The sequence below is a fragment of the Wolbachia endosymbiont of Menacanthus eurysternus genome (genome assembly GCA_029715105.1).
Classification (GTDB): domain Bacteria; phylum Pseudomonadota; class Alphaproteobacteria; order Rickettsiales; family Anaplasmataceae; genus Wolbachia.
Genome location: CP085695.1, coordinates 181385 through 195387, shown reverse-complemented (window position 1 = coordinate 195387; position 14003 = coordinate 181385). Strand labels below are relative to the sequence as shown.

General features: G+C 26.4%; 8 protein-coding genes. All 8 read left to right on the top strand.

Annotated elements, in window-relative coordinates:
• Window positions 1-81 precede the first annotated feature (81 nt).
• The 8 genes from LJI21_00790 to LJI21_00755 all read left to right on the top strand — a co-directional run bounded on the left by LJI21_00790 (window position 82) and on the right by LJI21_00755 (window position 13893).
• On the top strand, window positions 82-3213 hold the full coding sequence (locus tag LJI21_00790) for a type IV secretion system protein (GenBank protein ID WFW29841.1): 3132 nt from the start codon (window positions 82-84) through the stop codon (window positions 3211-3213).
• Between the two features lie 56 nt (window positions 3214-3269).
• A complete protein-coding gene (locus LJI21_00785) occupies window positions 3270-3806 on the top strand; it encodes a hypothetical protein (GenBank protein ID WFW29840.1) in 537 nt (178 codons plus the stop codon).
• Window positions 3807-4691: 885 nt separating this feature from the next.
• Window positions 4692-5480, top strand: a complete 789-nt coding sequence (gene panB / locus LJI21_00780) for a 3-methyl-2-oxobutanoate hydroxymethyltransferase (GenBank protein ID WFW29839.1) — start codon at window positions 4692-4694, stop codon at window positions 5478-5480.
• Between the two features lie 199 nt (window positions 5481-5679).
• Window positions 5680-6555, top strand: coding sequence for a DUF2520 domain-containing protein (locus LJI21_00775; protein ID WFW29838.1), 876 nt, complete (start codon window positions 5680-5682; stop codon window positions 6553-6555).
• A 69-nt stretch (window positions 6556-6624) separates the two neighbouring features.
• Window positions 6625-7389 (top strand): pantoate--beta-alanine ligase, encoded by a 765-nt coding sequence (gene panC / locus LJI21_00770; protein ID WFW29837.1) that lies wholly within the window; start codon window positions 6625-6627, stop codon window positions 7387-7389.
• A 482-nt stretch (window positions 7390-7871) separates the two neighbouring features.
• A complete protein-coding gene (locus LJI21_00765; protein WFW29836.1) occupies window positions 7872-10241 on the top strand; it encodes a porin in 2370 nt (789 codons plus the stop codon).
• 526 nt (window positions 10242-10767) lie between these two features.
• Window positions 10768-12480 carry an arginine--tRNA ligase gene (gene argS / locus LJI21_00760; protein ID WFW29835.1) on the top strand — a complete coding sequence of 571 codons (1713 nt, stop codon included), beginning with the start codon at window positions 10768-10770 and terminating at the stop codon, window positions 12478-12480.
• 462 nt (window positions 12481-12942) lie between these two features.
• The gene (locus tag LJI21_00755; protein WFW29834.1) at window positions 12943-13893 is read left to right on the top strand and encodes an RluA family pseudouridine synthase; all 951 of its coding nucleotides are present in this window, start codon (window positions 12943-12945) and stop codon (window positions 13891-13893) included.
• Window positions 13894-14003 lie beyond the last annotated feature (110 nt).

Sequence of the window (14003 nt, the reverse complement as noted above, 5' to 3'; positions counted from 1 at the left end):
AAGTAATATCATATAAAATATTCTTAAAGCATAGAATTTTATTCTAACTAATAAACTTTATTTCTCATTTTAGAAATAAATATGCAACTACACTTCTATACATTTTGGTTTAAATTATTGATTTTTACAATTTATATATTGATAACAAGTTGCAACAAAAATGATATGCCTTTTCCGAGATGTATATCTGCTGACTATTTCGGTCCTGAACCAATTACAATTAGTGCTCATTTTCCAATAGGTCATAATGCATTTTTTCCCGAAAGCGAAAATAAAAAACAAATTAATCCAGAAACAAATGAAATTGATTATAGTTTTCACCATGACCAAGTGGTAAAGTGGAAGGATACAGAATTTGAAACTAATGGAAACGACCTAATAGTACGAATTAATGGTGCCTGGACATCTTGGAATGATAAAAAAACAAAATCTGAAAATTATAGCTTACAAAGCTTAGAGCAAATAAAATATACAGCTAAATTTGAAAATAAACAAAACAACAACTTACCTGATCCTCATTTGATATGTAATAGTTACAAACTCAATAATATACAAAAACCCTCAAACAATCTTAACACAAATTGTGCAGGTTATAACTACTCTGATGAAGGTAACAATATCAAAAACACAATATCACATAGAACATGCTGGTTCACTAATGGTTATGGTGCCTACTTCCTATTTAAGAGACCTGGTGATAAAAATCCCAATGAAAGTTTAAAATCTATGCATAATCCAGACTCTCCTACCATACATTTGGATTACAACACAACAACAGAAAATGAAAACGGACTTTTTATTTTAAGAAAAGGAGATAAAACTAAACTAAGAGACAAAAGTTGTAATTCACTAGAACTAGAAAAAGGATGGAAAATATATGTAAAAATACTAGACAAACATTACTTAAATAATGTAGGAGGCTATTCTTTCGAATTTTTAAGCGGAGTTCAAAAACCTAGTAATTTTAATTTTTTTGATTATATCTATAACTACCTAAAATGTGTATTGTTAATTAATAACAAAAATTGTAAAAAATATTTTCTTACTAATAAGCCTGCAGCTGCACAAACAATATTTCAAAATATCGTTGAAAAAAGTGTAAGCTTCCACAATTTTGTTCTTTCTTCACTTATTTTATTCATAATAATCACATCTCTTCTTTATCTTTTTGGTATGATACAAGAAATTAAGCATGATATTCTTATTAGAATGATGAAAATTACTCTAATAATAGTCCTTATATCCCCAGGAAGCTTTAAATTTTTCTATAACCATTTTCTTGTCTTATTTGTTGAAGGACTTGAATACATATTAAATTTAATCACTAACTTTAATTCTAATATAAATACAGATAATAGTTTATTACCCAATGAAAATTATGAAGAAACTCACATTGAACTATTTAACTTTATGAATATTATGTTTAATAAATTCTTTTCCTACTCTGTTTGGAGAAAATTTGCAGCTCTCTTAAGCTATCAAATGTGGACAAGTGTGCTCATAATACCAGCTATCTTAGGAGGAATTATTTTATATTTTCTACTATGTGTATATGCCTACATAATATTCCTTTCTGGCTTTATTGGTATAGCTTTTCTTATAGCGATAATGCCAATTTTCTTAATTTCTATTCTATTTTCACCTCTAAAGAGTCTATTCGAAGGTTGGATAAAGTTTTGTATTAGTTTTTGTCTACAATCAATCATGATATTTACTCTACTCTCGTTATTAGCTGAAATGATAATGGATACCTTTTATAGAAATCTAGGCTTCACGGTATGTTATAATAAATGGCTTGATATAAAACTTTGTACTCCAGAAATACTTGGTGGTTCTTGTTTTTTTGAAAAACAACTTTTTCACTGGACTCCGGGACAAATTTTAATACCCTACTCTATAGGAAAATCTTCTTCATTAAAAATAGATGAAGACTTCATGTTAAAAGCTGGCACAGTAAAGTTTACTGGTGGAGTCAAATATATCTATATTCCACCAAATTACCATAATAAAGGTTTTCGTTATGTAGATTATCCCTTTTTCAATCCAATTCCTGGAATTAAAAATAATCCAGCAGATCATTACATAACAGAAAACGATATAGTGGTTAATACTAATTGTAATGAAAATACAAAAAATTTAGTACGTCTAATAAACAGTCTGTCCCATGCATCAGAAAAATCCGATATCCTATCGCTAATAGAAAATATTAATAACAAAATAGATGGTAATGATGTTAATCATATATTAAAACTCTACTGTCAAGATATAAATATATGCAGCAAACATAAAGATATAATAGTAAGCAAAATAAAAACTTTAATAAAAAATAAAATTAAACGAGATGTAGATTGTCAATTACAAAATTTTCATATGTTAAATGATAAATATCAGGAAAATAATGACTATCAAAGAGTACAAGATATACAAAGAGGTTACCTAATTAATATCAGTGAAGTTTTCATATTATTTCTGCTCTCATTCTTAATGTTCTCCTTACGAGAATTTGTACAACAAATGGGCACAAATCTCATAGATGTCGGTTATAGCGTTTATACTATATCTAGTATTTATGAAAAAAGCAATATAATTAGTTTACCATTTAAAGTGAATGGACAAAACATTAACCTAAAAGATATTATTTATACACTTAAATCACATTGGCAAGATACAATTGGTAATAAACTGGAATCTTTAGAAAATTGGACTACTCGCCTACCGAATAAATTAACCAAAGGTACTGCCAACTTATTTAGTAGAATACCACAAGTTGGGAATATATTAAAATATACTATTGATGTACCACGAAAATTTATAAATACTTCTATAGAAACAACGAAATTTATAACAACTACTGAAAACAATGTTGATAGACTTGAAGAAAAGATTTATAAAGCGTTTGGAATTGATAAAGAAAATATTACACATAGAAAAATTAGCAGATATATAAATTACTATAAAGGATATATGGGATCACATTTAGGCTACACAATAGAAGATATCATGAAATTTACATGGAAACATAGTATTGATTCTATACGTAACAAATATAATGATAACTTGCTCTATAGAATTAAGTCGCATAGACGAGAATTTCTAGATAAACTTCATGAGTATCTCATAGGACGTAAAAAAGACCCAGAAAAATATGAAAACAAAAAAGATAGCAATCAAGTACATATCAGATTTAAAACAAAAAATAATAGGGAATATTAAATAATAAAGATACATCATCAAAATATGTTGATAAAATCAATAAAATTGAAATAACAATGAAAACGAAAAACTTTAAAGGTTTTAATTATTATCGATTATATTTAGACAAAAACGGTAATTTAAAATTAAACAACTATAATGATATCATAAACGCACGTAGAGCAAAAGTAAACTTATTACTTGATAGTGTTGAACAAGATGATATTAATCTTTTAAAAATTAATAAAGCTCTTAAGAAGAAATTTGCAAATAACAAAAAATTATTGTCTAAACTCGATAAAGAAGATCAAAAGATTGCTCATGAAGAATTCAAAGTATTCGATATATTAAACAATCTTGATAATCTTACAAAGATTAAAAGCAATGATTTACTAGAAGTTAGTTTACTGCTATCAGATCTTAGTTTTGTAGAAAAAAATATTGTACTAAGTACACATCAAAATACTGATATAAAAAAACTTAAAAAGTTCTTTATTGAAAAAAAGGCGTCTGGCAAAAAATATAGTAATAAAGAATGCAAAGATTTTCTTAATAACATCGATAGAATCAATACTCTAATTAAATTAGAGTTGGAAAGTAGAATTAAAAATTAAATTACAAATTAAAAAAACACTCACATTCATCATACAGTAAAATTAATTAAACAATTGATAACAACTTCTATATCTTTACACATACAATACATACGACTCCATAGGGGAACACCTACGGATAAAACTACCATCCTACTAAGAGATAGAAGAAAACTCCTATCACCCTCAAACTAAAATAATGAAAACTATTAAAATATAACTTTTCACCTATTCAATAACTACTAAAACACATAGAATCTAAATTCTATTAAAAATCATTATCAGATATCACTTTAATTATTAAATTTTATCATTATTCTCGTAAATATATTACATACAAAATAAAATAAAACAAAACAAATATAATTTAAAATTCCTATAACAACACTATAAAATGTCAAAACTCTTTCTACTTATTAATAACTACCCCCCCTTAAAACAAAATTAATATAAACAAAAGAAAGAAATCTCATTATTATTTTAAATTATATTTACAAATTTTTAATTTACTCTCCTATTAATTAATTATAAATTTAAGCACAAATTTTCAAACTTGATTTTGTAGAAAGTTATAAAAACTTTTATAAAAATTATATAATAATTACAAATAAATAAAAACGACAATCCTAATCAAATAAAATTATTACAAAATAAAATCAACTTTATCATATAACAAACATAAAACGAACTCTCTTAGAAGAAAATACCACTCTTATTTGGGTAAAATATTTGGGTAAAATAAAATTTTGTAGTGAAATAAAATTTCATCTAGAGAAATCCAAAATTACGGTCGTCATTTTATAATACTTAACAAAACTAAATAACGAATTTTATCTTGACATGCTATAACCAATTAATTTCATTATGTAAAGTTTATTCTTAAAATATATAAGATTTGGTACAAATATGACAAATATTCTAAAGTTTCAAAATATGAAAAATACATCACAAAAAATTAGTATGATTACTTGTTATGATTATTGGTTAGCAAAAATTATCGATACAACAAATATAGATGCTATTTTAGTTGGAGATAGTTTGGCCATGATAATGCATGGTTATAAAAATACTACGTTTACAACTATAGATTTAATGTGCACTCATATAAATGCAGTTTCAAAAGGAGCGGAAAGCAAAATTATCATTGGGGATATGCCATTTTTATCATTTAGAAAAAGTTTAAGAGATACTGTTGAATATGCATTACAAATTATACAAAGCGGTGCTCACGCGATTAAAATAGAAGGTGCAAAGGGAAATTTAAAATTAATCTCCCATATAGTTGAGTCAGGTATTCCAGTAATGGGACATTTGGGATTAATGCCTCAACATATCAACCATTTTGGAAAATTTAAAGTACAAGGTAAACTAGAAAATGAAGCTAAAGAAATTATTCAATCAGCTATCGAATTAGAAAAATCTGGTTGCTTTTCAATAGTACTCGAATGCATCCCGATGAAATTGGCTGAAACAATAACAGAAAAGCTGCAAATTCCCACGATTGGTATCGGAGCTGGATCTAGTGTATCTGGACAAATATTAGTGTTACAAGATATGCTGGGTATGAATCATAATTTTCACCCCAAATTTCTCAAAACTTATTTAAATGGGTATCAATTAATAAGAAATGCTTTAAATAACTTCGATAACGAAATTAAAACTGGAATATTTCCACAAGACAATCATTCTTATTAAGAAAAATAAAATGCTTTTTAACATACAAACTTACACCTTATTAAATAGCAAAAATATAAAATAAAATAAAAATATAAGATTCTTATTTTACATAGAAAACTATATACAATCACTTTGTCTACTTTTTTAATTGAATAATAATTTTTAAACACTATAAGATTAGTAATCTTTTAAAATAGATATATATAATATAAAATGTATGAAAAAAGTTTCTATTATAGGATGTGGAAAAGTAGGAAAGACAATTGGATATCTTTTAGCAAAAAAAGCTAATTGCGACATCAAAGGAATATTAAATAAAAGTTTTTCTTCTTCTAAGAGTGCTATTAAGTTTATAGGTATGGGTTATGCTTGTAAAAATTACAAAGAATTAATAAGGTCTAATTTATGGTTAATATCAACACAAGATTCACTAATCTCTAACGTCTGTCAAACGCTAGTAAACCATGAAAAACTTTCAAGAGGAGATATTGTAATTCATTTTAGTGGTACTTTAAACTCAGGGGCTTTATATTCCGCAAAAGAGATGGGGTGTTTTATTGGATCATTACACCCCATAAAATCTTTTGCAGATCCTAAAATAAGCGTTAGTACGTTCAAGGGAACTTATTGTGCCTACGAAGGTGACAAACAAGCTTTTTCAGTCATAAAACGTCTCTGCAAAAAAATTGGAGCAAAAATTTTTAAAATTAACCGGAAAACAAAAAGTTCATATCACATAGGAAACATTTTTGCTTCAAATTATCTAATCTCATTATTAAAGATATCATATAATCTTTATTATAGATCAGGCGTAAAGAAAGAATACATCCTAGATATTATTCACAGTTTATCTTCGAGCACCCTAACAAATATCAAAAAATGCCGATCCCTCGACATGTCTATTACCGGCCCAATACAGAGAGGCGATATAAATATAATAAAAAATCACATTAATTTTTTAAAATCCACTCCATCATTACTAGTCTTGTATAGGATACTAGGTTTAAAGTTGATTTCTAACCAATATAATAAAAATATAGAAAAACTTCTTTCTTTTAACAAAAACCTTCTCAAAACTTTTGATATAAAATAAAATTTCTAAATATTTATTTGCGTGTTATACATTTTAATATAAAAATACTACAAATTATCAAAAATACACATGTTAAAAATTTTTAACTTGATAGAAGAATGGAAAACTTTTAAAAACTCTCTACTTAATAACACTACCATAGGTTTTATTCCAACAATGGGTTGTTTACACGAAGGTCATTGCAGCTTAATTGCAAGATCAGTCTTAGAAAACGATTTTTCTATTTTGAGCATCTTTATTAATAAAACCCAATTTTCTGAAAAATCTGACTATGAAAATTATCCAAAAACAATATCAGAAGATCTAAAAATAGCTGAGCGTGAAAAAGTAAACGCAGTCATCATTCCAACACATAATGATATATATCCTGACGGATTTCGTTATAAAGTGATAGAAAATAACACTAGTTTAGTAAGAGAAGGAATATATCGTCCGGGTCATTTTACTGGGATGCTAACTGTGGTATTAAAACTTCTTACTATTATAGGAGCAAATAAAGCTTATTTTGGTGAAAAAGATTATCAACAGTATGAATTAATTAAAGGAATGAAAGAAGCTTTTTTTATTAACACGGAAATTATTCCGTGTCCTACCATTAGAGATAAAAACGGAATTGCATTAAGTTCTAGAAATAGAAATCTTAACAAAAAACAAATAAACTTAGCAAAGAATTTTCCATTATTATTATCATCTAAGCAACTTTCATCTAATCAAATAAAAATCGAACTTGAGAAGTTAGGCTTTAAAGTTAACTACATAGAAGAAATAAACGGAAGAAGATATGGCTCAATCCGAATAGGAAAAACTACATTAATAGATAATTTTCTAATTTAATTCATAACATTAATTTAATTAATCTGCAATTAATGCACATATTTTATTGAATACTTCCTAATTTTTACATATACAAAATAGGTCTTTTCTTATATCATTATTTCTTCTACTCTTAACTTTGAATGTTATAAAATAAAATTATATTAACCTTATTTAATAAAATTTGTTTAAATAATTCCCAATACCTTTAAAGGTAAAGAAAATTTATTCATTAAAATGAGATTTTTAACAAATCAATAATAGTATTGAAACCTTTATTAAAAGATTCATTATCAAAATATTACACTAGATTATTTAAATAATTTTATTTTGATACTTGCAAAGTACAAGCCCTTATACTACACTAAAACAGTATTAGGCACAAATTTATTCTTAAAATGTTGAATTCTACTTTTATTTAATTAGGCAAACCGCCTTAAGTTGAATCTTAGCATTTTTGTGCTATTATACAAAATATAACGTTTGATTTTGGGGGATATTTCATGAAACAATCTACCTATACTAAAACTGCTCTAGCTTCTTTGCTAGCTTTATGTTCTTTCAGTGGCTTTACTGCTGATTTTTATGAAAAACAAGATAACGCAGCAATTTCTAAAAGAATAGAAGTTTTAAAAACACAAAATAGAAAACTAAAAGACAAAATAAAAAGAGTATGTAATACAAATTTAAAACTAGATCCTGTTATGGAACAACTTGATAAAAAAAAAGAAACAATAAAATTAATAAAAAAAGCAAAAGTTCTTAAAAATAAAAATTCTAACGTAGAAACTTTAAAAACTGAAAATTATAAAATTAAAAAATCTGGAATCAAAACTAAAATTATCAATAATAGAATTAACGAAAAAAATAAAACCAATCCAATTGTTCCAATTACTAATAGTGTTAATATTGCTGGCATTAATCAAAAGACAAGTGACTTAAAAATTACTTTTAGTGGTGTTATCGACACCCAAAGTTATAATAAATTAAAATTAAGTAATAAAAATCATAAATCACATGATGTCAAATTGAATAATGATAATACCTCTGTAAAAATAAGTCCATTATCGTTTCTAGAAAAAGTAAGAAGTGTTGATGATTATAAAAACATGGGCATGATTACAGATACAGTATTACATTTGAGAGCTGAAAATAAAAATGAAAGCATTGGTATTCTTTATGGCGCTGATATACAATTCCACGTTCCTGTTACTGAAAATATGGGAACTTTGCAAGATATAAACGCGGGAAAAAGTAAAAATGCACATATATTTTTGGATTCAAAATATGGTAGTTTAAGATTTGGTTATCAATTTGGTCCTGAAGCTTTAATGAGACTTGATGCAACAAAAATCGCAACTATTGATGGGGCTGCAGATAGCAACTGGTTTAGAAAAGCAAATTTAAAAGAAAAAGCTTTAACATTTCCATTTTATGTAACTCCACGTCTTTATACCGAAAGTTTCTCGAATGGAGGTAAAAAGCTTTCTTTTAGCATAGCAGAAAAATATAACAAAAGCACTATAACTACGCTCCCATTTAGAATTGCTTACTACTCACCGAACTACATGGGTGCAAAATTTGGTATCAGTTATTCACCTCGCTATGAAAATAGCCTATCCTATATTAATAATACTAATGTTAATAACGGTATAATAAATACTAACCCTTCTGAAGAAGAAATTGACATTATTACTACTAAACTCATTAACGCTAGTAAATTTAGATTCAATAATAAAGTCGAGATTGATGGTAAAAAATATAAGTCAGCAGACGAAGCAATTGACGACCTAGTCAAAAATGTAAAATTTACTGGTAATTCCGCTACCCAAACTGAAAAAAATGAAGCTCTTGTCGGAATAATCGACAAAATCTTACCCGCAATTGATGTAACTACTGTAATTCTTCCTACCAAATACAATGAAACCCACAAAACAAACACTGTTCCTGCTGTAGATGTTACAGATATAACAGTTCTTGAAAGTAAGAATACAATGAAAGACGAACTCATAAATAAAATACCATCTCTTAATGAAACAGGTGGTAGCAAAGATAAATTTGTTAAAGATCTAAAAGAAGCAGTGAGTAAACTTTTAAACACAAGACTTTCAGCTGTAGATATTAAATCAAAAATAAAAGAAATATTTCTCGAAAAGGCCATAAATACAATGATATATGAAAAAAGTATAACAGACTTAGCAAGACATATTGGTCCAGATTATGAACATATAATAAGTGCGGGTGCATCATATGAGTATGATTTCAATCAAAATAATATAAAAATTAAAACTTCTATAGTCGGGGAATATGGTAAGGCAAAAACACTAGATACCGAACATTCTTACAAAGAATTTGAACACAATGATTTAATAGGAACTAATCTTGGTGTTAGCGCTGACTATATGATAAATAAAGATCATAACATAAGGTTCGCTGCTTCTTTTGCATATTTAGGTAAGTCTGGTCAATCAAAAATTGCCGAAGAACATCTAAGAGAAGCTGATCATGATAATTTTCATAAGCCTGATAAGAAAACTAATATACTGGATCAACTTGTGATTAATAGTGAAAATATTACCTATTGGACTGCTGGTGCTGGTTACCAGTATGAGAATTTTTATACAAGTTTAACATATTTTAGTAGTAAGATGAACGATGGAGATAAACTTCATGATATTGCACTTGGCATTCAATATGATCTCTCTCCAGCTTATAGTAAAAGTAAATTCATTCCGTATGCAGTCTTTCATTACTTTACAAGTAAAGAAAAACGAGATAACAATCATGTAGAAAAATATAACCAAGAGGTAAACCTCTCTTCTAATAAAGAAGAAGGAGGTCTTTTTCTGACCGGTGTAAAATTTTCTTTCTAATTAAAATAGAACACCTAAAACCACATACACCATGACTTGTGGTGTATGTTGTGTTGGGGCCCTATAAAGAGTTTTAGCAACTACTATGCAATGGTAGAATAAAACTTACTATATATTAGCCCCATAATTTTTCTTTATAAAAATCTAGTTAATGAAAATTATATTTAAATATATGCTCTATACTTAGCGTGAAAAGTTTAAATCTTAAAAATTTAAAAAACAGAATTATAGCAATTTTATTAAAGTCTACTTATACAAAGCTCAAATATATAAATTCATAAAATAATCCTTGAACTAATACTAGCTTCCTTTTGCAATATAAAATCATCTCAGTAAAGATAATTTTTATAACTTTTCTCCCCTCCTCTTCTCTAGAGCCCCTTTTCCTTTTTTATTTATTTTATTATTACTCTACTTTTCTCTTATTTATAGAAAACCATTTATTAATTTTTAATTAAAAATTGAAATAAATCTTCAATTAACTCTATTTATCCATTATAACTGCATATAATTTGCATTTTGATTAATGAATATTTTTAAAAAAATTTTCTTGTTAATTCTTGACAAATTAAATGAATTAAAACAAAGAGGTATTATAAATACGATTACAAAAAATTTTGTTGTAGAACCTCCAAGTAATAAATTGTATGGAGATATTTATACAAATGTTGCAATGGTACTTGCAAAATACGAAAACAAAAAATTGGTTGAAATTGTAGAAATATTAGCAAATGAATTTGCGCTGTTCAATGAAGTTGAAAAAGTAAAAGTTGTAAATCCAGGTTTTATCAATATCTACTTAAAAATAGAAATATGGCATGAAATCCTCAAACAAATAAACGAATTAAAAATAGAATTTGGTGCTTTAAATATTGGAAATAATCGAGCAATCAATATTGAATTCGTATCAGCAAACCCAACTGGTCCATTACATATTGGTCATGCAAGAGGAGCAGTATTCGGTGATGTTTTGGCAAATTTACTTAAAAAAGTTGGCTATAAAGTTACTAAAGAATACTATATCAATGATACTGGAGCTCAAATAGATACTTTAATTGAGTCAGTATACCTTCAATATAAAGAAACTCTAGGAGAAAAAATTAATACTAAAAATAGTAGTAACCTATACTTTAATAAGTATTCAAAACTAATAGGCAAAAAACTAGCCAAGGAATATGGCTCAAAACTTATAAATAAACAAGATAATCAAATAATAAAAAAATATACCTTAAATTTTATTTTAAAACTTATAAAAAAAGATATGAATTTACTTGGAGTAAACCACGACGTTTTTACTTCGGAAGATAAATTACAAAAAGAAGGTAAAATAGAAGAAAGTATAAAAATTTTATCAAAAAAAGGTTTAATATACGAAGGATACTTAGAAAAACCAAAAAGTAAAAAAGGTAAAAATTGGACTTCTAAAAAAAAGATATTATTTCGTTCTACAAAATTTGGCGATGATGTTGATCGCGTACTAAAAAAAGAAAATGGTAATTGGACTTACTTTGCCTCTGATATTGCATACCATCTTGATAAGATATCACGTGGTTTCAATAATATGATTGTAGAGTTAGGTAGTGATCATGGTAGTTACGCTAAAAGACTTAAAGCAGTTGTCTCTGCGCTAAGTGATAACAAAGCAAAAATAGAAATAAAATTGCATAATATTGTAAATTTTTTCAAAAATGGTAAACCTGTTAAAATGTCAAAAAGATCAGGAAATTTCCTTACTATAAAAGATGTAATAAAAGAAATTGGTAAAGATATAACACGTTTTGTAATGCTAACACGAAAAAATGATATGATCTTAAATTTTGATTTAATTAAAGTTAAAGAACAATCTAAAGATAATCCTATTTTTTATATACAATATGCATATGCGCGCGCTCATTCATTAATGCGCAATGCACCAAAAAAACTCCCAAACATAAACCTTTCACTTTTAAAAACAAATGAAGAATTATTTCTCATAAAAACCCTAGCAAGATGGCCTGCTGTAGTAGAAACAGCAGCTAAACTATATGAACCACATAGAATCACTTTTTACTTACTAGAAGCTGCAGAAGCATTTCATGCTTTATGGGGATATGGTAAAAACGATTCAAATATGCGATTTATATTAAAAAATAACTTAAACCTCACCTCTGCAAGAATATTCCTCGTTCAAGCCTTAGCACACGTGATAGCTTCTGGACTTTTTATTTTTAATATAAAACCTTTAGAAGAAATGAAATAAATACATAATATAGAATTATCTTTAGATCAATTTTAACTTAATAATTTATAACATGAAATTCACAAAAGTTTTAAAATAAAAAGAGCACACTCTTTATGTCTTTAAAACGACTCTCTAATATAAAATAAAGGAATGAAAATTATATTCTTTTTAACCCTAACATTAAAATTAAAATAAACACATCATATATAATAGTAATACTATCTTACCTCTTTTTATATTTTTACAAATTAATAATAAATAAACTTATCCCCTTAGGGGACTATTATTATTATAAAATAACTATTACTCTTCTTTCCTACTCTCTACCTTACATATTTAACAATAGTAAATTCTATATTTTCTATGCTTTAAATAATAAAAATTAAATATTTTAATAAATATTAAATTTCGAACTCATATAAAAATTTACAAAATATGTTTTATATTATATTCTTTTATCGGTAGCTTTTAACGAAATTAGTGAAGGATATAAAAAATATACCTATAAAGAATGATAATGTTAGATTAGATAGATATATTAGAAAAATCTTCCCTAATTTAAGGCAATCTATAATTGAAAAATCCCTAAGAAAAAAACTAATCAAAGTAGACGGTCATAAGGCAAAATCTAATAATAGAGTGAGCTCCCAACAAACCATAACAATAAAACATCCAAACTATATTATTAATAATAATTTAGAATACAAACATAAAGAAAAACTATTAAATCTGTTAAGAAATAATATTCTATATGAAGATGAATACATATTAGCTATAAATAAGCCTGCAGGAATAATAGTTCAAGGTGGTACAAAAACAAAAACCAGCATTAATGATTTACTCGATCAAATTAAAGATGGAGAAACATTTAAAATTGTCCATAGACTAGATAAAGACACAAGTGGAGCAATAATATTTGCGCGTAATACAAATGTCGCTAAATATCTTATGCAAGAATTCAAAGCACACAGAATAAAAAAAATTTACCTAGCACTAACTTCTGGTATACCAAAAAAAAATAAAGGAATAATAGAACGTCCATTAATAAAGAAATATATTTCAGGTCAAGAAAAAGTAATAGTTGATGTAAATTCATCTAAAAATGCTACCACACACTTCTCAATTATAGCAAAATTAAAACACGATGTTGCTTACTTAAAATTACAACCAATTACCGGTAGAACTCACCAACTAAGAGCGCATTTAGCCTATATAAAATGTCCTATTCTAGGTGATGGTAAATATGGTGGTAAAAAAGCTTTTATAAATGGCATAATAAACAAAATACATCTCCATTCACATTCCTTATCCTTAAAACTTCCAAATGGAAAAATAAATACTATCTTAGCTATTCTTCCTGAACATTTTAAAAACTCCCTTAAAATGTTACCACCTATATTTAAGTATATACCCTCTTTTTACCAAGAATAATAATTTTAATTTATTTACTTGATGCCTAAAAATTTACCACTTAACAACAAATCAACTCAATTTTTTTAATTTTGTTTAAACAAGACGATAAAATTGTAAAATAATTCTAA

What these genes read in the sequence shown, in the direction of transcription:
- LJI21_00790 (WFW29841.1), top strand. Translation starts at nt 82, where the DNA reads ATGCAACTACACTTCTATACATTTTGGTTTAAATTATTGATTTTTACA.
- LJI21_00785 (WFW29840.1), top strand. Translation starts at nt 3,270, where the DNA reads ATGAAAACGAAAAACTTTAAAGGTTTTAATTATTATCGATTATATTTA.
- panB (WFW29839.1), top strand. Translation starts at nt 4,692, where the DNA reads ATGACAAATATTCTAAAGTTTCAAAATATGAAAAATACATCACAAAAA.
- LJI21_00775 (WFW29838.1), top strand. Translation starts at nt 5,680, where the DNA reads ATGAAAAAAGTTTCTATTATAGGATGTGGAAAAGTAGGAAAGACAATT.
- panC (WFW29837.1), top strand. Translation starts at nt 6,625, where the DNA reads ATGTTAAAAATTTTTAACTTGATAGAAGAATGGAAAACTTTTAAAAAC.
- LJI21_00765 (WFW29836.1), top strand. Translation starts at nt 7,872, where the DNA reads ATGAAACAATCTACCTATACTAAAACTGCTCTAGCTTCTTTGCTAGCT.
- argS (WFW29835.1), top strand. Translation starts at nt 10,768, where the DNA reads ATGAATATTTTTAAAAAAATTTTCTTGTTAATTCTTGACAAATTAAAT.